Raw genomic sequence first — 20417 nt, forward strand, 5'->3', positions numbered from 1 at the left:
TTTAGATGAAAGCACGATCCGTTCTCGTCGCCGCGATGTTCGCGACGGTCGCGACGGCGCCGGCCGCCCATTCCGAGGGCGTGGCCCGTGCGCTGACGGACAAGGAGTGCGTGGGGCGCAAGACGCCGACGCGCCTGAACGTGCAGGTGGGCGCGCTGCGCTCGAACGCCGGCAATGTGATCGTCACCGTCTATCCGGGGGATCCCAGTCGCTTCATGACCGCCAAGGGCAAGGTGGGGCGCGCCAAGATCAAGACCTCGGCGCCGATGAGTCAGGCCTGCTTCTTCCTGCCTTCACAGACCGACGCCTATGCCGTGGTCATCTACCACGACGCCGACGGCAACGGTGACCTGACTCGCAGTCCGGACGGCATGCCCACCGAGGGCTACGGTTTTTCCAACGACGCACCGACCAAGTTCGGCGCTCCGGCCTTCGACGCGGTCCGCTTCGGGGTGAAGCCCGGCGAGACCACGATCCGCGTCAAGGTCCGTTACCCCGCTAGATGAGATCGGCCAGGCTGTAGCGGCCTAACTCGGCCAAGCCTTCGCGACCCGGCTCGATGCCCCGCACGACGATGCGGGCGTGCTGGCCTTCGATCTCGATGGAATGCCAGCGGGCGGGAGAGTGGCCGCTGGGCTTGGCCGAGGCGGACGGCACGCCCAGAACCGGAATGGCCGAGCCGTTCGGACCTGGCACCGAGCCGACCAGCGCCTCGTGGGCGTGGCCGTGCAGGATCAGGTCGGCGCCGTGCTTGGCCAGCACCGCGCGCAGGGCCTCCTGGTCGTCCAGGGCCTTGCGCTTGGACACCGCGCCTTTGTGCGGCGGGTGGTGCAGTACGACGATCCGAAAAAGGTCCGCATAGGCCGGATCGGCCAGGGCGGTGTCCAGGCGCTGAAGCTGGTCCTCGCCCAGGCGGCCGGTGGCCAGGTGCGGGGCGGTCGGCACGGCCGAACACAGGTTGAAGATCGCCGCCGGGCCACGCACGCGCACCTGCGGGAAGACGGTCTCGCCGGCGTCGCCCAGCCACGGCGTCCAGGGGGCGAAGCGTTCCGGTCCGCCGACGCCTGCGAGCGCATCGTGATTGCCCGGACTGACGGTCAAGTCGTTCGCCGGGCCCAACGACTGGAGCCACGCCGTCGCGGCAGCAATTTCCGTGTGCGAAGCAAAGTTGGTGAGATCGCCGCTAATCACCACATGATCTGGCGCGGCGGCCTTCAGGTCGGCGACCAGGGCCGCCAGAATCTCGGGCCGATGAACCTTGCGCTTCTTGCGCCAGGCGATGCGGCTGAGCAGGCGCTTGGTGAAGACGTCCTTCCAGCCGAAAGCCCCGGCGGGCGGCGGCAGGTGGGGGTCGGAGAGATGCGCGATACGGTATATGGACAAGGCGGTTCGGGTCGTTCTGGTCGAAGCGGGCGAAGCCGCTTATCAAGCGGCTCGGGTTTGAAGGGGTTTATCTGTCTTTGAGTAGCGAAATGCAAAGCCGGCCGCGCGCGGTCACCGTAGGCCAGGGCGGCGGACGGATCTGGGGCATGACCTCGGGCGAGCGCCTGTCGCGCATCTATCGCCGCCTGGACATGGTCGAGACGCCGGCCGCCGACCTGTCGCACGCCGTGGTCGCCGTGGACGCGGGCTGGGTGTTCGACGAATCGCTGATCAAGGCGCTGGCGGGCCGCGAAGGCGCGGTGCTGGTCGACGACGCCGGCCGCGCCGTGGCCGTTCATGCCCCGGCCGAGCTGGCCTATGCCGCTACCGAGGCGCTGCACGCCGGCCAGGACCCTTCGAGCCTGGATCCCCGGTTGATCCGCCTGACCGCGCTGGAGCTGGGCTCGGCCTATAACAGCGCGCTGCGCAAGCGTGAGCCGCCGGTGCTGGAGCGCCTGACGCCGGAGACGGTCCGCGCGGTCGAAAAGCGCCTGTTCCAGGGCTCGTACAAAGGCGTCACCGACCTCGTCACCAAATATGTCTGGCCCGCGCCGGCCCGCGTCGTCACCCGCTGGTGCGCCATCGCCAAGATGACCCCCAACCAAGTGACCGGCATTGGCTTCCTGCTGGTGCTGGCGGCCATGTACCTGTTCTGGACCGGCCACTTCGGCTGGGGTCTGGTCTGCGCCTGGATCATGACCTTCCTGGACACGGTCGACGGCAAGCTGGCCCGGGTGACCTTGACCTCGTCCAAGTGGGGCAACGTCTTCGACCACGGCATCGACCTGGTCCACCCGCCGTTCTGGTGGTGGGCGTGGTTCGTCGGCGTCTATGCGGTCGGTCAGGAGATCCCCTATGCAGGCCTCAGCCTGGCGGTGGTTCTCGGCGGCTACGTCCTGCAGCGGGTGGAGGAGGGTATCTTCCTGGCCCTCTTCAAGCTGGAGGTCCACGCTTGGCGGCCGTTCGACAGCTTCTTCCGCCTGATCACCGCCCGCCGGAACCCGAACCTGATCCTGATGACCGGCGCAGCCCTCGTCGGCCGTCCGGACGTCGGCTTTACCCTGGTGGCGATCTGGACGGCGATCTGCCTGATCGTCCACGCCGTGCAGATCCTGCAAGGCCTGTTCGCGCCCAAGGGCTCCATCCAGTCCTGGTTGGCGAAATGACGCGCATCGGGGTCGTCCGCAATCCGAAGAGCCACGGCAATCGGGTGCATCCGCCCGGTCCCACGCCCGAGGGCGTGCGCCTGGTCGAGCCCTTCGGACGCGAGGCCCTGAAGCTGGCCCTGGAGGATTTCGCCAAGGACGGTTTGGACCTGCTGATCATCGACGGCGGCGACGGCACGGTCCGCGACGTCATCAGCCTCTTGCCGCACACCTTTGGTGAGGACGTGCCGCTGCTGGCGGTGCTGCCCTCGGGCAAGACCAACGTGCTGGCCATCGATCTGGGCACGCCCAACGACTGGCGGCTGGAGGAGGCCCTGGTCGCTGTCCGGCAGGCCGAACCGCGCATCAAGTCGCGTCCGCCGCTGCGGGTCAGCTGGGCCGACGAGCGTCCGTGCCTGCAGGGCTTCTTCTTCGGCGTCGGCGCGCCGGTGAAGGCCACCAGCCTGTCGCAGAGGGTCCACAAGGTTGGCTTCTTCCACAATCTGGCGGTGGCCGTGACCATCTTCACCGCCACCCTGGGCGCGCTGTTCGGCGGCACGCGGGACGAGTGGCGCGAAGGCGTGCCCGCCCGGCTGTCGCTCGACGGCGAGACCCAGTCGGGGGGCGAGCGCTTCGCCGTGGTCGTCACGGCCCTGAAGCGCCTGCCCTTCGGCCTCAAGCCCTTCGGCGAGCCGCGCGAGGGCCTCAAGATCCTGGATGTCGACGCCCCGCCCAAGCGCCTCTGGAAGGCGTTGCCGCTGGTTCTTAGCGGCAAGGCCGAGCCCAAGCTGGAGAGCATGGGCTATCGCCGCCGCGATCCGTCCAAGGTCACCCTCTCCGGAGGCGCGCCGTTCGTGCTGGACGGCGAAATCTTCGACGGCGACGACCTGACCATCGGCCTGGGACCCTCGCTGCGGTTCCTGGTCGGATGAACGGCCTTCGCGACCTCGTCGCGGCCGAGCTGTCCACCCAGACGCCTAAGCCGATCACCGCCTTCGCCGAGCATCTCACGACGCTGTTCCCGGGCGCCCAGGCGGTGCTGTTCTACGGCTCGATCCTGCGTACGGGCGATCTGTCCGGGGTGCTGGACTACTATGTCCTGACCGAGCGGCCGCCGGCCGGCTGGCGGGGTCTGTTCACTCGCCTCCTGTGGCCTGACGTCAGCTATCACGAACTGGAGCACGACGGCGAGGCGCTGCGGGCCAAGGTCGCCTCCATGACCCTGGCGCAGTTCCGCAGGGCCACGAGCGGGCAGGGGATCGACACCACCATCTGGGCCCGCTTCGTTCAGCCCTGCGCCCTGATCTGGACCGCCGACGGCGCGCGCCAGACGGTGATCGACGCCGTGACCGACGCCTGCCGCACCGCCGCGCGCTTCGCCATCGCCCTGGGCCCCATTGGCGGCGCGCCGCTGGCCCTGTGGACGGCGCTGTTCCAGGAGACCTACAAGGCCGAGTTGCGGGTCGAGAAGGCGGGCCGCGAGGTCTCGATCCTCACCTACGACCCCGACCGCTACGAGCGGGTGATGGAGGCCGTGCAGGGCGACGAGGGCGCGGCCATGGCCGAGAGCGAGCGCAAGCGGCTGCAGAAGGCCTGGAGCGTCCGCAAGGCCCTGGGCAAGCCGTTGAACGTGGCGCGCCTGATCAAGGCGTCCTTCACCTTCCAGGGGGCCGCTCGCTACGCCGTCTGGAAGATCCAGCGCCACACCGGCGTCGAGGTCGAGCTGACCCCCTGGCGGGAGCGCTTCCCGGTGCTGGCCGCGCCCGGAGTGCTGTGGAAGGTCTGGCGGAGCCGGCGCTGACAAACGAAAACGCCCGGACCGAAAGGTCCGGGCGTTTCTGTTTCCAGCGGAGCGGAAGCCTTAGGCGCGAGCGCGCTGCAGGGGCTCGATGACGCCGAAGGCCGCGCCGATCTCGGCGAAGGCGTTCAGGACGGCGTCGATCTGCTCGTCGGTGTGGGCGGCGCTGACGCTGGCGCGCAGCAGCGGACGGCTGTCCGGCGTGGCGGGCGGCAGGGCCAGGTTCAGGTAGACGCCGGCTTGCAGCAGGCCGTTCCACATGGCGATGGCGCGTTCCTGGTCCGGGATGGTCGTGGCGACCACCGGGCTGGCCGTCGGGCCGGTGTGGAAGCCCATGGCGGTCAGGCCGTCGTATAGGCGCTGAGCGTTGCGGTTCAGGCGGTCGCGCAGCTCGGGCTGCTCGACCATGCGACGCAGGGCGGTCACGGTCGAGGCGACCACGGCCGGCGGCAGCGAGGCGGTGAACATGTAGGGACGGCAGACGACGCGCATGACGTCGAAATCGTCCATATTCGAGACGCAGAAGCCGCCGATGGCGCCCAGGCTCTTGGAGAAGGTGCCGACGATGAAGTCGACGTCGTCTTCCACGCCGGCCGCTTCGGCCAGGCCGCGGCCCGTGGCGCCCAGGACGCCCATCGAGTGGGCTTCGTCGACCAGCAGGTAGCCGCCCAGCTCGCGCTTCACAGCGGCGATTTCCTTCAGCGGCGCGACATCGCCGATCATCGAATAGACGCCTTCGACCACGATCAGGCGCTCACCGGGCGCGTCGCCCAGGCGGCGCAGGCGCTTGGCCAGATCTTCGGGATCGTTGTGGCGGAAGCGGATGACCTCGGCATGGCCCAGGCGCGAGCCGTCGTAGATCGAGGCGTGGCTGTCGGCGTCGAGGATCAGGTGATCGCCGCGACCCACCAGGGTCGACAGCACGCCCAGATTGGCCTGGTAGCCGGTCGTGAAGACCATGGCGTGCTTGCGGCCGTAGAATTTGGCCAGCTCGGTTTCGAGTTCGACGTGCGCCTCGAACGAACCGTTGGCGATGCGGGAACCGGTCGTGCCGGTGCCGCGTTCCTGTACCGCTTTGACCGAAGCGGCGATCGCTTCTTCGTCAAAGGTCAGGCCCAGATAGTTATTGGTGCCGAGCAGGATTGTCGGACGACCTTCGACGACGCCTTCGGTCGGCGAGGTGACGGCGTCGAAGCGGACCTTGAACGGGTCAGCCCCGGCGTCCTGAATGGCCTTGTACGCATCGCGATAGGCCAGGTGCTTATCAAACAGCCCCATTAAGTTAAGCCCTAGTCCGGAGATCGTTGATCAGTTTGGAAAGGTCGCCGACGGTCTCCACAGAGGCCAGGCGATCCAGCGGAATGGAGATGTCGAAGGTGTCTTCGAGCTCCATGATGATGTTCATGAGGGCCAGCGAATCTACGGCGAGATCGCGACCGATATGAGACTCTGCGTGCACCTCGACCGGGCGTCCCAGAACCTTGCTCGTCGCAACCCCGATCTCGCGCAAGCTGAGATCCGTCACCGTTTCCATACTAAATCAAACCTCCGGGAGCCCCACCCGTGACACTACTGTAACGGCGAGTCTGTCAGATATCCGCCCAATTCGCTCAGGCGGCGATGTTTTTTGGCAACCAACCCTCTGCTCGGTACCAGTCGACGGTGTTCTGAAACCCGTCGGTCAGACCGAACACGCTGGGTACTCCCTCCGCCATCGGAGCGCTAGATAGTGTCCAATCGGCGTGAATCAATTCCCGAGCCTTGCCGGAACCGAAGACGAGCGGTGTTTTGGTCGCTGAAGACCAAGCATCCGCAAGGGCTCCAGCGGCTCTGATGGCGGCGTCGGGAACCCTTACCAGGCTTGGCCTGCGGCCCATCGCCACCCCCGCGGCGCGCATGATTTCCGCCCAAGTGTATCCGCTACGCCGCACATCCGAGAGTTCGACGACCCCCGCGGAGTGTCTTTTGCAGTAGTCGACAAGCTTCGCCGCGGCGTCCTGCACGTGAATCATCGCTATTCGCGAGTCCGGGGAGAGCACGGGCAGGAACGGACTCTTGGCCGCCAGTTCGAACAGGGCCAGCGTCTCTGTGTCACCCGGCCCGTAGATCGCAGGCGGTCGCACGATCAAAGCCTGGGGCAGCGCTTCGAGGACAGCGTCCTCGCCCGCGCGTTTGCTGGCGGCGTAGTTCGACAGATACGGCTCGCGGGCCGCCAAACTCGAAACGAGGATGAAACGCGCGCCTGCCGCTTTCGCGGCCAGGGCGGCGGCCCGAGCACCGTCGCGATTGACAGCGTTGAAGCCCTCCAGCGACGCGGCCTTGATCAGGCCGGCGACGTGGATGACGACATCCGCGCCTCGGCACAGGCGTTCGAGCGCGCCGGGAGTCCGGAGGTCGCCAGCGACGACCTCAAGCTCGATATCCCGCCACAGGGGATGGACTGGATCGCGGCGCACCAGGACGCGGGGCGTCCAGCCGTCCTGCGCCAAGGCGCGGATCAGGTGACGACCCAGGAAGCCCGTCGCGCCGGTGACGGCGACGACAGGTTTAGTCACCGTAGTTTCCGGCCAGATAGGCGATCTTGGCCTTCGAACGGCTCAGCTTGCCGGACGAGGTCTGGGGCAGGGCGTGTGCGCCGACCAGCTTGACCTTGGCGTCGACGCCGTGACGGGTGCGCAGCAGGGTCGCGACCTGCTCGACCAGGGCTGCGCGGGTGTCTGCGTCGCCGCCGCGCGCCTGCACCAGGACCACGATCTGGTCTTCCGGCTCGGCGGGGATGGCGAAGGCGCAGACGTCGCCGCTACGCAGGCCGCCGATCTCGTGATCGGCGGTCCATTCCAGGTCCTGCGGCCAGATGTTGCGGCCGTTCAGGATGATCAGGTCCTTGGCGCGACCGGTGATGACGATCTCGCCTTCGATCTTGAAGCCCAGATCGCCAGTGTCCAGCCAGCCGTCGGCCGACAGAACGCGAGCGCTCTCTTCGGGGTTGGCGAAGTAGGCGCTCATGATCGAGGGGCCCTTGGCGAAGATCCGGCCGACGCCGCGCTCGGGCAGGACGGCGCCGTTGTCGTCACGGACTTCCAGCAGGTGATCGGGCAGGGCTGGGCCGCAGCGAGCGAAGTCGCGCGCGCGCTCGGAGCCTTCCGGCGCATCGACGGCGAGGTTGTCGCGCTCGAGGCGTTCCACATCGAGGGTCTCCGCGCGCAGGCCTTGCCCCAGCGGAGCCATGGACAGCGCCAGGGTCGCCTCGGCCATGCCGTAGCTGGCCACGAAGGCCTTGGGCGAGAAGCCGGCCGGGCCGAAGGCCTCGACGAAGGCCTTCAGTGGCGGCATGCGGATCATGTCGCCGCCCAGGCCGGCGTTGCGCCAGCGCGAGAGATCGTAATTGTCCAGCGGCTGGCCTTGCACGCGGCGGGCGCACAGCTCGTAGCCGAAGGTCGGGCTGTAGGCGATCGTCGCGCCGTTCTTGCCGATCAGGTCGATCCACAGCAGCGGGCGGCGCACGAAGGCGCCCGTGGGCAGCAGGTCGACCGTCATCTGGCAGGACAGCGGGGCCAGCAGGAAGCCGATCAGGCCCATGTCGTGATAGAGCGGCAGCCACGAAATGGCGCGGTCGCTGGGCACGACCTGCAGGCCGTCGCGGGTGATCGCCACGCAGTTGGCCATCAGGGCCTTGTGCAAGACGAGGACGCCCGTCGGGGTGCGGGTGCTGCCCGACGAGAACTGCAGGTAGCAGGGATCTTCCGGCGTGATGGTCGGCAGGTCTGCGCCGCCGTCTTCCGGCAGGTCGGCCAGGACGCCTGCGAAGTCGAGGCCCGCGCGCTGACCGATCTCGGCCACCCAGTCCTTCAGGCCGACCGGGCCGATCAGGATGCGGGCCTGGGCGGATTTCGCCAGGTTGCTGATCTGCTCGATATAGGCCTCGCGACCGCCCAGCGGGGTCGGCAGAGCCATCGGTGCGGGCAGCAGGCCGGCATATTGGCAGGCGAAGAAGGCGCGGACGAAGTCGCCGTCGGTCTCGGCCAGCAGGGCCACGCTGTCGCCGACCTTGGCGCCAGTCGCCAGCAGACGGCGGGCCAAAACGATCGCGTCGTCGCGGAGCTTGGCGTAGGGCAGGGCCTCGACCAGTTCGCCGCGCAGCGAATGCAGGTTGATCCCGGTTTCACCGGTCGCGGCGAAATCCAGGGCCTGGGTCAGGGTCGGGAAGTCGGCTAACCGAACGGTGCGGTCAGACGCCGTGGGCGTAATCATGGCTTGGGCCTTCATCGTCTTTGTCGGTGCGAGCGGAGCCTTCTTCCGCCGCGAGTCTAGCGAGCCGTCGGCGCGCCATGAAATACATGCCTATGGCCATCGCCAGGGCCGACGCCACCAGAGCAGCGCCCGCGCCGGTCAGGCCGAACGTGGTGATCAACGGAACCAGCGCCGCCAGGTAGGCGATCACCACCACCAGGCGAACGGCCAGTGCGGCGCCGGCGGCGCGCATCGAGACCAGCATCGGTTCCAGCGGCAAGGTCATGACCCCGATGGCGGCGGCCGCGACTTGCCAGTTCATCACACCCGCCGCTGCGCCGTAGCCTTCTCCCATGACCGTGGTCAATATCCAACGTCCGGCGACGAGACTGACCAGTAACAATATGCCGGCCGCGGCGCCGCCGATCAGGCCGATCTGCAGGGCCAGCTTGGTCATCGCCTGCTGGCCCCCGGAAGCCCGCATCTTGGCCAGTTCGGGGTAGAGGGCGGGCACCATCAGGCGAGCCGGCTTGGCCATGCCGTCGGCCACCTGCTTGCCGATCCGCCAGTACCCCGCCTGGACCGGGCCCAGCAGGACGCCGACGACCAGTGTCAGCACGTGCGTGAAACCCACGTCCAGGGTGCTGGAGAAGTTGGTGGCCATGGCGAAGCGCCAGACGCCCGGCAGGCCGGCGCCGGTGGGACCGAACACGGCGAAGCCTTTCAGCAGGCCGCGCTTGTTGAGGTCCCAGATCGCGATGGCGGCGATATAGATGAACTGGGCGAAGGTGCCGGCCGCCCAGGCCAGCAGGAACCACTGGATCGGCGCGTGCAGCACCGCGCAGATCGCGCAGCCGACCATCCGCACCAGCGAGCTGACCGCCTGCTGGCCGGCCAGGTAGCGGAAACGGTCGAACATCCGCAGCAGGCCCACGCCCGTGGCCGAGGTCATCACCCCGATCGACAGGGCGTAGAGCGCGCCATAGCCGATCACGTCAGCTGGCCACTGCAGTGTCTTCCAGAAGAAGAGGGCTCCCAGCACGCCCAGGACAACGCCCAGGACGCCGCTGATCAGGTCCAGCAGCAACGACAGCCGCAGCACCTGGTGGAACTTGGGACGATCGTTCTCGATCAGCGGACCCGTGCCGTAGGTGATCAGGGTCTGCCACGACTGGAAGTGCGCCACCTCGCCCAGGAACTGGGCGAAGGCGTTGACCAGCACGACGACGCCCATGGCTTCCTGGCCAAGGCTTCGGGCGGTCAGGGCGATATAGGCCAGGCCGACCACAGCGTTGACGACGCGGCCGCTCAGCAGTTGGCCGGCGTTGGCCAGCACCTTCTTCAGGGGCGACACGGGCTTGGCAGCCGCTGGAGCGTCGGTCATGCGGCGCGTTCCAGGCGGTCGACGATGGCGCGTGCGGCCCGCACCGAGGCCGGCGTGTTGCTGGTGTCGAAGGTCTCGTCGATGCCCCAGGCCTGGGTTTCGCGATAGTCCTCGTGGGTCGCGAACGCCTGGTCCAGGGCGTCGCCCAATCCGCTGATGTTCTCCAGCACCGGACCATACAGCCAATGGTGGAAGCTGGGGTCGCCGCACCAGATCGCGCCGCTGGAATTGAGGAAGAGGCACGGCTTGGGCGTGCGCAGGAACTCGTAGATCTGGCTGGACACGTCGCCCAGATAGAGGTCGGCCGAGCGGGTGTAGGTCATGTCGGCCGCGGCTGGCCCGCCCAGGTCGACATGGATGCGCGGATGCTCGGCGAAGGCCTTGAACGCGGCGCGCTCCTCCATCGAGGCCGTCTCGAACAGCCGGATGTGCGGGGCGAAGACCAGGTTGTAGCGATCGTTGGCCGCGAAGTGCTCCAGCACCTGCCGGCCCCACTTGGGCCAGGAGCCCAGCTGGGCGTGGAAGTGGGGATTGTACAGCACCACCGGGCCTTCGCGGTCGAAGCGCGGGGCGGGGCGGGGGGGCAGGTCGTCCACGAGGTCGAACTTGGGGTAGCCGACCATCGCGCAATTGTCGGGCTTGACCCAGCCTTCGCCGACCATGCGGTCGCGTTGCTTGCGGCCCGCGGCCATGACGATGTCGAACACCTTGAGGCGTGGCTCGAACGGGCCTTCGCGGTCGCCGGCGCCGTGCTGGGTGTAGACCAGCAGCGGGTGACGCACGCCTATTCGGCGCAGCAGGGCCGTGGTGCGCTCGGGCGTGATCACCGCGTCGTAGCGCGATAGCCGCAGGGCGTTGGCGATCAGCATCGGCGCCTTGGGCGGGGCGCCCCGGCCAAGGCTGCGCAGCCAGGCGGGCGGCAGCAGGACCAGCTCGATCGGCGCGCCGCCCAGATCGGCCAGCAGGCTTTCGACATAGCCCAGCAGGTCGGACGTCGTCGCGGCGATCTCGACCTTCACGCCCGGCCAGCGGCGGGCCATGGCGACAGCCACCGACAGGCTGTGCCAGACCTGATGGTGTTGCGCGATGTAGAGAAAGCAGACGCGTTTGGCGGCGGCCACGTCAGCGACTGGGCTCCAGCCGCGTGCGGACCCGGCCCTGCAGCTTCACCCGGTCGCCCTTGTCGGTGACCTCGTAACTGTTGGCGCGAGTGCTGGCGTTGGGGCCCGAGCCCTCGATGCCGGACTGGCCCGTGACTTCGCCGGTGCGCATGTCGATCAGAGCCTGGGGCGCGTCGAAGGTGTAGCCCTCGGCGCTTTCGATCTTCACGTCTTCGGATAGCAGCAGCTTGTGCTCTGCCTCGCGATAGACGCCGGTCTTGGCGGTGGCTTGTGTCGATTCCGGCTCGCCATAGCCGCGCACCAGGGTCGGAGCGATCAGGCGAACCAGGTTCTCGTCCTTGGGATCGCGCTCGGCGCGCTGGGCGGTGATCAGGAAGGCGCGGCCGTCCTTCAGCACGCCGGTGAAGCGCGGCTTGTCCAGGAGCAGCGGCGTTGCGGTCGCCTGGGTCTGCAGCTTGCTTGAGGCGAAGCTGCGCCACGAGGCCTGACCGACCACGGCGACGCCGATGACCGCGGCGAAGACGGCAAGGCCCAGGCGCAGTCGGCGGACCGGCGCCCGGCGGCGATTGCGGGCCCGTTCTGCGGCGCTGGGAACAGAGGGGACGGCGGACGCGCCATCGGTCTGGGTGAGCATTTGGGGAATGGATAGTCCTACGCCGGCTTTCGCCCAAGACCTTTGTTTCTATCTGCACGCACCTGGCGCAGCGCGGCGCGGCCGAAATAGGGCTTTCTACCCTCGCGGAAACTGAGCCGTTGTCGCCCGCCGCGAACGGCGTGATGTTCCCGCGCGCCCCGTGTAAGGATCTGCGTCATGTTCGACCGCCCGCCAAAACGCAGGGATTCCAAGCACAAGGATTTCGGCGTCTTCCTGCCCGTCGCCAATGGGGGCTGGATCGTCTCGAAGACCACGCCGACGCTGGACGGCCTCTACGCCCAGAACCGCGCCGCGGCTGTGGCCGCCGATCAGATCGGCCTGGATTTCGTGATGTCTATGGCCAAGTTTCGGGGCTTTGGCGGCGAGACCGATCACTGGGGCACGGCCCTGGAATCGGTGACGCTGATGGCGGCCTTGGCCGAAGCGACCAAGACGGTCCGCATCTGGGCGACCCTCCACCCGCTGCTGCAGAACCCGGCCGTGGCCGCCAAGATGATCGCCACCTTGGATCACATCAGTGGCGGCCGGGCAGGACTGAATATCGTCGCGGGTGCCTACAAGGCCGAGTTCGACCAGATGAGCGCCTGGGACGATTCGCTGTCGCACGACGACCGCTATGCCTTGGCCGAGGAGTGGACGACCATCGTCAAGCGGCTGTGGGCGGAGGACAGCGTCGACTTCGCCGGCCGGTACTTCACGATGAAGGACTGCCAGTCGCGGCCCAAGCCCTTGTCCCAGCCACGGCCGGAGCTGATCTGTGCGGGCATGTCGGACCGCGGCTTCCAGTTCTCGGTGCGCGAGGCCGACGCCTGCTTCATCGGCGGGCGTTCGCGCGGCGACCATCGCGACGCCTCGCGGCGGGCCAAGGCGCTGGCCTCCAGCCTGGGCAAGAGCGTGCGGGTCTATGCCATGTGCACCGTGATCCACGCCGAGAGCGATGCCGCGGCGCAAGCCTTGGCCCGTCGCTACGCGGAGGGCGCGGACATGGGCGCCATTCTGGCCATGCTGCAGAGCTGGGGCGTGCCGGCCGATCGCTTGCAGGCGACGGCGGAAAAGCAGGGCGCGTTCCTGACTCAGACCGTCATCGGCTCGCCCGCCTCCTGCCGCGAGCAGATCCAGGCCTTCATGACGGACTGCGAGCTGGACGGGCTGATGCTGATCTTTCCCGACTATGCCGAGGGCCTGGCCATGTTCGGCTCGGAAATCCTGCCCCATCTGCGTGAGGCCTTTGCATGAGCCTGCAGCACTGGATCGCGCCGGAGCGCACCGCGCTGCTGATCATCGACATGCAGGCCGACTTCGTCTCGCTGGATGGCGCGGCTGGTCGTTGGGGGGCGGACCTGTCGGCCATGCCGGCGGCCCTCGACGCCGCGCAGCGGTTGGCCAAGGCGGCGAGGGCCGCCGGCGTCCCGGTGATCTTCACGGGCCTGTTCACGCGGCCCGAGACCGACTCGCCGGTCTTGCTGGAGCGCTTGCGCCGACGTGGCGGCGATCCGGAGGTCGAGGCGGCGATCTGCCGGGACGGGGAGGCTGGCAGCGCCTTTGTCGGGCCTCAGCCCGGGCCGGGCGAGTTGGCGGTTCGTAAGACCCGCTACAGCGCCTTCTGGGAAACCGACCTAGATGAGCACCTGCGCGCAATCGGCGTCGACACGGTGGTGTTGGCGGGCGTGACGACGGAATGCTGCGTCGACGGCACGGCCCGCGACGCCTTCAACCTCGACTATCACGTGATCGTCGCCGCCGACGCCTGCGCGGCGTATGAGCCCGACTTGCATGTCGGCGCGCTGAAGGTGATGGACCTGAACACCGCAATCGTCACCGATACGGCGCGCATCACGACCGCTTGGGGCGCCTGAAGGCGGAAATCTGGAAAGTGGGGTCCGGCCGAGGCTGCTCAATTCCCCGGCCGGTTGGGGTTCGTCGGCGGTAAGGGGCTGCCGACGTCCTCGAAGAAGTGACGTCCCCGCGAGCTCGCGCCCTCACGTCTTTTCAAAAATAATTCGCTCGAATTGGGTTTGGCGCGTTCAAGCGCCGCCGTACGCTTCCTGACATCCGTTGTCAGCAGCCTCAGGTCGCTGTGCTTGCTGATGCACGGGGGAACACTGAAGTTGCCGGTACGTTGTCGTCGCGGGCCCTGACGCCGCCCGCCTTGGCCTTTCAGGAGCGCTCATGACCCCGGACGATCTGCCCGCGATGGACCTTGTCGGCGCGCCCGTCGAGACCTCGGCCGACCAGTACCGCCGCGTCCGCTGGCGCACCGAGGCCCTGGCCGCGCCGCTGTCCTCCGAGGATCAGGCGGCCCAGTCGATGCCCGACGCCAGCCCGACCAAATGGCACCGGGCGCATACGACCTGGTTCTTCGAGACCTTCCTGCTGACGCCGTTCCTGTCGGGCTACCAGGTCTTCGACGAGAGCTTCGGCTACCTGTTCAATTCCTATTACGAGGCTGTGGGGCCGCGGCAGCCGCGCCCGCAGAGAGGTCTGTTGACCCGGCCTTCGGCCCAGGCGGTCGGGGCCTATCGCACCCATGTCGATGCGGCGATGATCCGCCTGCTGGACGGCCCGTTGACGCCGGAAATCCGCGAGCGGCTGGAGTTGGGCCTGGCCCATGAGGAGCAGCATCAGGAGCTGATCCTCATGGATATCCTGCATCTGTTCGCTCAATCGCCGCTTAGTCCGGCCTACCAGCCAGGTGCGCCGGCTAAGCGCCCGGACGCGGGCGTTCTCAGGTTCCATCGTTTCGCTGGAGGGCTGGTCGAGATCGGGGCGGGCGAGGGCGGCTTCGCCTTCGACAACGAACGCCCCCGCCACAAGACCTATGTCGCGCCGTTCCGCCTGGCCGACAGGCTGGTGACCAACGGAGAGTGGATCGCCTTCATCGAGGCTGGCGGCTATGTCCAGGCCGACCTCTGGCTGTCCGAGGGCTGGAGCAAGATCCAGGAAGAGGGCTGGGAAGCCCCGGGCTACTGGCGGCGCGAAGCCGACGGGACCTGGACGACCATGACCCTGCGCGGCCGCCATCCGGTCGACCCCAATGCGCCGGTGCTGCATGTCAGCTATTTCGAGGCCGCCGCTTTCGCCGCCTGGAGCGGCCGCCGTCTGCCCACCGAGGCCGAGTGGGAGGCCGCCGCCACCGCCAGCGGCCCCTCGGCCCTGCGCCAGCTCTACGGCGCGGCGTGGCAATGGACGTCCAGCGCGTACAGCGCCTATCCGGGTTTCAAGCCGGAGGCGGGCGCGCTGGGCGAGTACAACGGCAAGTTCATGGTTAGCCAGATGGTGCTGCGCGGCGGCTGCGAGGCCACGCCCTGCGGCCACACGCGGGCCAGCTATCGCAACTTCTTCCACCCGGACAAGCGCTGGATGTTCGGCGGCGTGCGCCTCGCCGACGATGATCGCCTGAGCACGGTGACGCCCGAGAACGGCTTCCTCAGCGAAGTGATCGCCGGGCTCTCGGCCAGTCCCAAGACCCTGTCGGCCAAGTACTTCTACGACGCCGAGGGCTCGCGCCTGTTCGAGGCGATCTGCGAGCTGCCGGAATACTATCTGACCCGCACCGAGACGGCGCTGCTACGCCAGATCGCCCCGGAGATCGCCGCGCGCATCCCCGACGGCGCGGCTTTGGTCGAGTTCGGCAGCGGGGCCAGCACCAAGACCCGCATCGTGCTGGACGCCGCCCCGCAGGTCGCCGTCTACGCCCCGATCGACATCAGCCCCAGCGCCTTGGAGGCGGCTGCCGCAAGCCTGCGCGCCGACTATCCGAACCTGGCCGTCGCGCCGCTGGTCGACGACTTCACCCAGGCCATGCGCCTGCCGGAGGGCGCGCGCGGTCATACGCCGGTGGGCTTCTTCCCTGGCTCGACCATCGGCAACTTCGCGCCCGACGAGGCCGAAGCCCTGCTGCGTGGAGCGCGCGAGCTGCTGGGGCCAGGGTCGCTGTTCATCGTCGGCGCCGACGTCGCCAAGAGCGCGGACGTCCTCGTGCCGGCCTATGACGACGCCCAAGGCGTGACGGCGGCGTTCAACCGCAACATTCTGGTCCACATCAATCGCGAGCTGGGCGGGACCTTCGATCCGATGGCCTTCCGACATCGAGCGGTCTGGAACGCCGAGGAGAGCCGGATCGAGATGCATCTGGAGAGCGCTTGCGACCAGATCGTCATGGTCGGCGACCATGGCTTCCGTTTCGCGGCTGGCGAGACGATCCACACGGAGAACTCGCACAAGTACCGCCCGGAGGCGTTCGAGGCGATCGCGCGGCGCGCCGGCTGGACCGTGGCGCAGCGGTGGGTCAGCGAGGATCCGGCCTTCGCCGTCTACGCCCTGACAGCCTGATTTCCGCACGACCGCCAAGCAAAAGGGCCGCCCCTTTGAGGGGCGGCCCTATCTTTTTGCGTCTGGGTCAGGAGCGACGACCCACACACGAAAAGGCGCCGGTTCCGAGTGAGCCGGAACCGGCGTCCGAACCTCGCGGTTCGATCGTCTTAGAGTCGTTCGCCGGGTCGACCGCTGCGGGAGGACGAGCCCCCCTTGCGTCCGGCGTTGGCCGCCAGATCGCGATCCTTGGCGAAGCTGCGCTTTTCACTGGGCACGCTAGCTCCGCCCTTCCTGGCGATCTCGCGTCGGCGTTCCGGGTCCATGGCGGCGAAACCGCGACGGCCGCGGGGACGTTCGCTATCGATGTCCATGTGGGGCTCCTAGTCGGGACTGGTCACAGGCGGTACGCATCAGGTCGCGGCGCTATAGGGACGGTCGTCCCCCGGATCGACCGGTGGCGGCGAGGTAGGGGGCTCCTCGACGGGTATAACGCCGGGCTCATACTCGGGCGGTTTAGGCTCGGGCGGGGGCGGGGCGGTTGGGTCGGTCACTGGCGTCGTTTCCTGCGCGTTCCGGTGAAGTAACCAGCGAACACGGTTTCGGTTCACCGCTTGGCAGCACTAATTACGCCGCACAGGGATCAGCGGCGAAACAAGGAGTCGTCTGAGAATGCCCCGCAACGCCAAGCAGATGCTCGATACCGCCGCCGCTCATTGGCGTTTGCCGGCCGCGCTGGCGGCGGGAATTGTCGCCTGGACGGCGGCGAAAATCTTCGGAGCGCCGCGGGGCGCGCACCTGTTGCTGGGCTGGGACTGCGCCGCCCTAGTCTATCTACTGACCACCTGGGCGCTGTTTCTACGCGCCGACGAGGCCGAGGTGCGCTCGCGGGCGGCGCAGGAAGACGAGGGCGTGCCCGTCCTCCTGCTGATCGTGCTTGCCGCCATCCTCGCCAGCCTGGGGGCGGTGGTCGACGCCATGATCGCCGCCAAGACGACAGCCACCGGCGCGCGGGGGCTGATCGCCGTCTGCGCCGGGGCGACCCTGGTGCTGTCTTGGCTGGTGCTGCAGTCGGTGTTCGTCCTGCACTACGCCCACCGCCACTTCGGCGACGGCTCGGCGCCGGGCGCGATCCAGTTTCCGGGCGAGCAGCCGACCAGCTATCTCGACTTCGCCTATCTGGCCTTCAGCGTGGGGGCGACCTTCCAGGTGTCGGATAACGCCATCCTGACCTCGAAGCTGCGTCGCCTGGTCACCGCCCACGCCGCGGCAGCCTATTTCTACAACACCGCCATCCTGGCGCTGGGAATCAATCTCATCGCCGGCCTGGTTTCCGGCTAGGACCGCCCTTTGCTCGCAGCTGGGCCGGCGTCTTGGGCAGGGTCTCCAGGCGCAGGACGCCGTCCTTGTCGGCATCCAGCAGCCTGAAGCGCGTCACAGCGGCCTTGGTCGCCTCGTCCCTGGTGATCCGACGGTTGAAGTCGGCGTCGGCGCCCATGACCGGCTGAGGCTCGGCGATCAGGCCATACAGCGACGCGCCCTGCAGAGCGTTGCCGCTTATGCCGCCTCGGCCGCCGCCCTTGCCGCCGCCAGGCGGGCCGCCACCGCCGCGTCCTCCGCCGGGCGGGCCATCGCCGCCGCCGGGGCCCTGGCCCATCGGACCGCGCCGCAGCGAGGGCGGCGCTCCGCCGATGATCTCGGGCGCGATGCGCTGCTCGTAGGCGCTGACCTCGAACCCGTCGATCACGCCGTCATGGTCGGCGTCGACCATGGCGAAGAAGCGCAGCGAGTCGGCGACGAACTCGTCGCGCGTCAGGGCGCCGTCGTGATTGGCGTCCGCGCCCGCGAACCAGGCCGCGACGGGGTAGGGGGCGCCCGGCGGAGCGCGGAACGGTTCGCCCGCCGGGCTGATGAACAGCTGCTGGCCGCCGCCGCGCGGGCCGGGGCCGTCCTCGCCGGGCGGCGGACCTCGGCGCGGACCTTCCGGCGGTCCGGCGGCGCAGGCCGTCAAGGTCAGGGCGAGAGCGGCGGTCAGGCCGAGCGTGCGGGGCGTCATCCAGGGATCTCCGTTTGGCCAAGCTTGAAGCGCGGCCGGATGTCCCGGGAATGTCAGCCGTCCGACGGCGCCTTGCGGCGCTGAAACATTCTAGGCCGGCAGGCGGATGCAGGCCCGCAGGCCGCCGCCCTGTCGGTTATGCAGGGTGACATCGCCGCCGTGGGCGCGCGCGAGGGAGCGGACAACCGCCAAGCCTAGACCAATTCCGCCCGTCTCGCGGTTGCGTGAGGGCTCGCCGCGATAGAAGGGCTCGAACACCCGCTCCAGCTCGGTTGGGGGCACGCCAGGGCCGTCATCGTCGATCTCGACGATCGCCATGCCGTCCTCGGGATAGACCCGCGCGCGGGCCGCGCCGCCGTACTTCAGGGCGTTCTCGACGAGGTTGGACACCAGGCGCTTGAGAGCCACGGGATCGCCCTCGATCACCACCTTCTCGGCCCGTTCGACCGTGGCGGCGCCGCCGGTCTCGGCGGCCTCGTCCACGACGCTCTCGACCAGCGAGGACAGCTCCAGCTTGGTGCGCTCGGCCGGGCGGCTGGTGTCGCGCACGAAGCCCAGGGTGGCCGAGATCATCGCGTCCATCTGGTCGATGTCAGCCGCCAGCTTGGCGCGGATGTCGTCAGGCGTGGCTTCGATGCGGAACTTCAGCCGGGTCAGGGGCGTGCGCATGTCGTGGGCGATGGCCCCGACCATGGCCGTCCGGTCCTCGACATAGCGGCGCAGGCGCTCCTGCATCATGTTGAAGGCCGAGGCGGCAGCCAGAACCTCGGTCGAGCCGGTCAGGTTCAGCGGCGGCGTGCGCGGGTCCTTGCCCAGGCGCTCGGCGGCGTCGGCGAAGGCGGTGATCGGCTGCGACAGCCGGCGCGCGAACAGCCAGGCCAGCGGCGAGACGGCGATGACCGACAGCAGCAGGATCAGCAGCACCCGCTGCTGCCAGCTGTCCAGGCGCAGGCTGGGGCGTGGCTCGACCACCAGCCAGTGGCCGTCGCTCTGGCGCACGCCCAGCTTGAAGTCGCCAAAGATGAGTGGCTCATCGGGACCTTGGCCGCGCGCGCCGGGTCCGCCCTCGCGGGCGAAAGGCTCGCGCGCGCCGGGGCCGGGCGGCGGCCCGGGCGGACCTTCCGGGGGCTTGGGTTTGTTAATCTGGTTGCGGCGGACGAAGAAGCGCGGGCCGTTGTCGGTATGAAGCTCGATCCGGTCGACCGGCACGCCGATCGCGCGGCTGACGCCGGCCTTGAAGTCGGCGCGGCGCGGGCTGTCGACGCCCTCGGAGCGGAAGGCGTTGCGCTGGCGCACGACCAGCTGCCGGCCGTCGCGGGCCTGCACGGGCTGGCCGGTGCGCATGGCGCGGGCGATCTCGCTGGAGCGATAGAACTCCGGCGGCGGCGGCGGAAGGTTGAAGATGACGGCGATCGAGATCAGCTGGGCCGCCACCAGGGTGACGATGACCAGGCCCAGCGCCTGCACGAACAGCGGCGCGCCGCGCCGGAACATCGTCATGGCGTGCGCAGCACCTTGGCGGTGAACATGTAGCCTTCGCTGCGGATGGTGCGGATCAGTTCGCCGCCGCCGCCGTCGTCCAGCTTGCGGCGCAACCGGCTGATCTGGACGTCGATGGCGCGGTCATAGGCGTCGCTGTCGCGGCCGCGGGCCAGGTCCAGAAGCTGGTCGCGCGTGAGCACCCGTTGCGGACGTTCGACGAAGGCGCGCAGCAGCGAGAACTCTCCGCTGGAGAGGTTGACCACCACCGACTGCGGCGAGCGCAGTTCGCGGCGAACCAGGTCCAGGCGCCAGCCAGCGAACTCGCAGGCTGCGCCCATGGCGTCGTCGACGGCGCGCGGCTCCTGGCGACGGCGCAGCACGGCGCGGACGCGGGCCAGCAGTTCACGCGGATTGCAAGGCTTGGGCAGATAGTCGTCGGCGCCCAGCTCCAGCCCGACGATGCGGTCGGTCTCTTCGCCCATGGCCGACAGCATGATGATCGCCGGAGCGTCGCTGGCGCCCGACAGGCGGCGGCAGATGGCCAAGCCGTCCTCGCCCGGCAGCATGACGTCCAGCACGATCAGGTCGATCGGGCCGCGCGCCAGCACCTGCTCCATTGTGCGGGCGTCTTGGGCGGTCTCGACGGCATAGCCGTGGCGGCTGAGGAACTCGGAGACGACGTCACGGATGCCGGGGTCGTCGTCGACGATCAGTATGCGCGGAGCGGCGCCGCGGAGAGCGTCGGGTTCGCCCTGGGCGGGACCGGGTGCGGTGTTCTGGACGGTTTCCATGCGATGCTTCCTGTCACGCCCC

20 protein-coding genes and 1 pseudogene are annotated in these 20417 nt (G+C 68.6%); 8 read left to right on the plus strand and 13 right to left on the minus strand.

The annotated features are described in order from the left end of the window. The first annotated feature begins 5 nt into the window (after nt 1-5). Nucleotides 6-506: a DUF2141 domain-containing protein gene (locus E1H18_RS22990; protein ID WP_172273333.1), complete on the plus strand. Its 501-nt coding sequence runs from the start codon at nt 6-8 to the stop codon at nt 504-506. Here the strand turns inward: E1H18_RS22990 and E1H18_RS22995 are convergent. After that, nucleotides 499-1383, minus strand: a complete 885-nt coding sequence (locus E1H18_RS22995) for a metallophosphoesterase (protein WP_172273336.1) — start codon at nt 1381-1383, stop codon at nt 499-501. The genes E1H18_RS22990 and E1H18_RS22995 overlap by 8 nt on opposite strands. Before the next feature lie 77 nt (nt 1384-1460). On the opposite strand from E1H18_RS22995, the gene E1H18_RS23000 reads away from it, so the two are divergent. From E1H18_RS23000 to E1H18_RS23010, 3 genes are read left to right on the plus strand one after another with little or no spacing between them, the layout of a single operon-like run. Then, nucleotides 1461-2588, plus strand: coding sequence for a CDP-alcohol phosphatidyltransferase family protein (locus E1H18_RS23000; protein ID WP_172273339.1), 1128 nt, complete (start codon nt 1461-1463; stop codon nt 2586-2588). Next, the gene (locus E1H18_RS23005; protein ID WP_172273342.1) at nt 2585-3499 is read left to right on the plus strand and encodes a diacylglycerol kinase family protein; all 915 of its coding nucleotides are present in this window, start codon (nt 2585-2587) and stop codon (nt 3497-3499) included. Before E1H18_RS23000 ends, E1H18_RS23005 begins: the two co-directional genes overlap by 4 nt. Then, entirely contained in the window at nt 3496-4368 is an 873-nt protein-coding gene (locus E1H18_RS23010; RefSeq protein ID WP_172273345.1) for a hypothetical protein, read from the plus strand. Before E1H18_RS23005 ends, E1H18_RS23010 begins: the two co-directional genes overlap by 4 nt. 60 nt (nt 4369-4428) lie before the next feature. Here the strand turns inward: E1H18_RS23010 and spt are convergent, their stop codons facing one another. From spt to lptC, 7 genes are all read right to left on the minus strand, one after another. After that, nucleotides 4429-5643 (minus strand): serine palmitoyltransferase, encoded by a 1215-nt coding sequence (gene spt / locus E1H18_RS23015; protein ID WP_172273348.1) that lies wholly within the window; start codon nt 5641-5643, stop codon nt 4429-4431. 4 nt (nt 5644-5647) lie between these two features. Then, nucleotides 5648-5899 carry an acyl carrier protein gene (locus tag E1H18_RS23020; protein WP_172273350.1) on the minus strand — a complete coding sequence of 84 codons (252 nt, stop codon included), beginning with the start codon at nt 5897-5899 and terminating at the stop codon, nt 5648-5650. A 76-nt stretch (nt 5900-5975) separates the two neighbouring features. Then, nucleotides 5976-6938, minus strand: a complete 963-nt coding sequence (cerR, locus tag E1H18_RS23025; protein ID WP_370526582.1) for a ceramide reductase — start codon at nt 6936-6938, stop codon at nt 5976-5978. Then, nucleotides 6913-8631: a fatty acyl-AMP ligase gene (locus E1H18_RS23030; RefSeq protein WP_172273356.1), complete on the minus strand. Its 1719-nt coding sequence runs from the start codon at nt 8629-8631 to the stop codon at nt 6913-6915. Before E1H18_RS23030 ends, cerR begins: the two co-directional genes overlap by 26 nt. Then, nucleotides 8594-9979, minus strand: coding sequence for a lipopolysaccharide biosynthesis protein (locus E1H18_RS23035; protein WP_172273359.1), 1386 nt, complete (start codon nt 9977-9979; stop codon nt 8594-8596). The genes E1H18_RS23030 and E1H18_RS23035 overlap by 38 nt, the downstream gene beginning before the upstream one ends. Then, a complete protein-coding gene (locus E1H18_RS23040; protein WP_172273362.1) occupies nt 9976-11100 on the minus strand; it encodes a glycerophosphotransferase in 1125 nt (374 codons plus the stop codon). Before E1H18_RS23040 ends, E1H18_RS23035 begins: the two co-directional genes overlap by 4 nt. 1 nt (nt 11101) lies before the next feature. Next, complete coding sequence (gene lptC / locus E1H18_RS23045; RefSeq protein ID WP_172273365.1) at nt 11102-11734, minus strand: LPS export ABC transporter periplasmic protein LptC; 633 nt, start codon at nt 11732-11734, stop codon at nt 11102-11104. Nucleotides 11735-11911: 177 nt separating this feature from the next. Here lptC and E1H18_RS23050 point away from each other — a divergent pair, with 177 nt between their 5' ends. The 3 genes from E1H18_RS23050 (at nt 11912) to egtB (ending at nt 16087) form a co-directional block, all read left to right on the plus strand. After that, the gene (locus tag E1H18_RS23050; RefSeq protein ID WP_172273368.1) at nt 11912-12991 is read left to right on the plus strand and encodes an LLM class flavin-dependent oxidoreductase; all 1080 of its coding nucleotides are present in this window, start codon (nt 11912-11914) and stop codon (nt 12989-12991) included. Continuing rightward, a complete protein-coding gene (locus E1H18_RS23055) occupies nt 12988-13611 on the plus strand; it encodes a cysteine hydrolase (RefSeq protein WP_172273371.1) in 624 nt (207 codons plus the stop codon). The genes E1H18_RS23050 and E1H18_RS23055 overlap by 4 nt, the downstream gene beginning before the upstream one ends. A 313-nt stretch (nt 13612-13924) precedes the next feature. Beyond that, nucleotides 13925-16087: an ergothioneine biosynthesis protein EgtB gene (egtB, locus tag E1H18_RS23060; protein ID WP_172273374.1), complete on the plus strand. Its 2163-nt coding sequence runs from the start codon at nt 13925-13927 to the stop codon at nt 16085-16087. Between the two features lie 149 nt (nt 16088-16236). Here the strand turns inward: egtB and E1H18_RS23065 are convergent, their stop codons facing one another. Both E1H18_RS23065 and E1H18_RS23070 read right to left on the minus strand, forming a co-directional pair. Continuing rightward, the gene (locus E1H18_RS23065) at nt 16237-16440 is read right to left on the minus strand and encodes a general stress protein (protein ID WP_172273377.1); all 204 of its coding nucleotides are present in this window, start codon (nt 16438-16440) and stop codon (nt 16237-16239) included. 23 nt (nt 16441-16463) lie between these two features. Next, nucleotides 16464-16620 (minus strand): annotated as a pseudogene (locus E1H18_RS23070) (hypothetical protein). 118 nt (nt 16621-16738) lie between these two features. On the opposite strand from E1H18_RS23070, the gene E1H18_RS23075 reads away from it, so the two are divergent. Further along, nucleotides 16739-17407, plus strand: coding sequence for a DUF1345 domain-containing protein (locus E1H18_RS23075; protein WP_172273383.1), 669 nt, complete (start codon nt 16739-16741; stop codon nt 17405-17407). On the opposite strand, the gene E1H18_RS23080 is transcribed toward E1H18_RS23075, so the two are convergent. From E1H18_RS23080 to E1H18_RS23090, 3 genes are all read right to left on the minus strand, one after another. Further along, nucleotides 17382-18122: a hypothetical protein gene (locus E1H18_RS23080; RefSeq protein ID WP_172273386.1), complete on the minus strand. Its 741-nt coding sequence runs from the start codon at nt 18120-18122 to the stop codon at nt 17382-17384. The genes E1H18_RS23075 and E1H18_RS23080 overlap by 26 nt on opposite strands. Nucleotides 18123-18212: 90 nt before the next feature. Then, complete coding sequence (locus tag E1H18_RS23085; RefSeq protein ID WP_172273389.1) at nt 18213-19622, minus strand: ATP-binding protein; 1410 nt, start codon at nt 19620-19622, stop codon at nt 18213-18215. Further along, a complete protein-coding gene (locus E1H18_RS23090; RefSeq protein ID WP_172273392.1) occupies nt 19619-20395 on the minus strand; it encodes a response regulator in 777 nt (258 codons plus the stop codon). The genes E1H18_RS23085 and E1H18_RS23090 overlap by 4 nt, the downstream gene beginning before the upstream one ends. Between the last annotated feature and the right edge of the window lie 22 nt (nt 20396-20417).

This window comes from Caulobacter sp. RHG1, assembly GCF_013181195.1.
Classification (GTDB): Bacteria; Pseudomonadota; Alphaproteobacteria; order Caulobacterales; family Caulobacteraceae; genus Caulobacter.

Coding starts and splice junctions, on each gene's coding strand:
- E1H18_RS22990 (WP_172273333.1), top strand. CDS start 6: ATGAAAGCACGATCCGTTCTCGTCGCCGCGATGTTCGCGACGGTCGCG.
- E1H18_RS23010 (WP_172273345.1), top strand. CDS start 3,496: ATGAACGGCCTTCGCGACCTCGTCGCGGCCGAGCTGTCCACCCAGACG.
- lptC (WP_172273365.1), bottom strand. CDS start 11,734: ATGCTCACCCAGACCGATGGCGCGTCCGCCGTCCCCTCTGTTCCCAGC.
- E1H18_RS23065 (WP_172273377.1), bottom strand. CDS start 16,440: ATGGACATCGATAGCGAACGTCCCCGCGGCCGTCGCGGTTTCGCCGCC.
- E1H18_RS23085 (WP_172273389.1), bottom strand. CDS start 19,622: ATGACGATGTTCCGGCGCGGCGCGCCGCTGTTCGTGCAGGCGCTGGGC.
- E1H18_RS23020 (WP_172273350.1), bottom strand. CDS start 5,899: ATGGAAACGGTGACGGATCTCAGCTTGCGCGAGATCGGGGTTGCGACG.
- E1H18_RS23055 (WP_172273371.1), top strand. CDS start 12,988: ATGAGCCTGCAGCACTGGATCGCGCCGGAGCGCACCGCGCTGCTGATC.
- egtB (WP_172273374.1), top strand. CDS start 13,925: ATGACCCCGGACGATCTGCCCGCGATGGACCTTGTCGGCGCGCCCGTC.
- E1H18_RS23090 (WP_172273392.1), bottom strand. CDS start 20,395: ATGGAAACCGTCCAGAACACCGCACCCGGTCCCGCCCAGGGCGAACCC.
- E1H18_RS23050 (WP_172273368.1), top strand. CDS start 11,912: ATGTTCGACCGCCCGCCAAAACGCAGGGATTCCAAGCACAAGGATTTC.
- E1H18_RS23005 (WP_172273342.1), top strand. CDS start 2,585: ATGACGCGCATCGGGGTCGTCCGCAATCCGAAGAGCCACGGCAATCGG.
- E1H18_RS23080 (WP_172273386.1), bottom strand. CDS start 18,122: ATGACGCCCCGCACGCTCGGCCTGACCGCCGCTCTCGCCCTGACCTTG.
- spt (WP_172273348.1), bottom strand. CDS start 5,643: ATGGGGCTGTTTGATAAGCACCTGGCCTATCGCGATGCGTACAAGGCC.
- E1H18_RS23075 (WP_172273383.1), top strand. CDS start 16,739: ATGCCCCGCAACGCCAAGCAGATGCTCGATACCGCCGCCGCTCATTGG.
- E1H18_RS23030 (WP_172273356.1), bottom strand. CDS start 8,631: ATGAAGGCCCAAGCCATGATTACGCCCACGGCGTCTGACCGCACCGTT.
- E1H18_RS23035 (WP_172273359.1), bottom strand. CDS start 9,979: ATGACCGACGCTCCAGCGGCTGCCAAGCCCGTGTCGCCCCTGAAGAAG.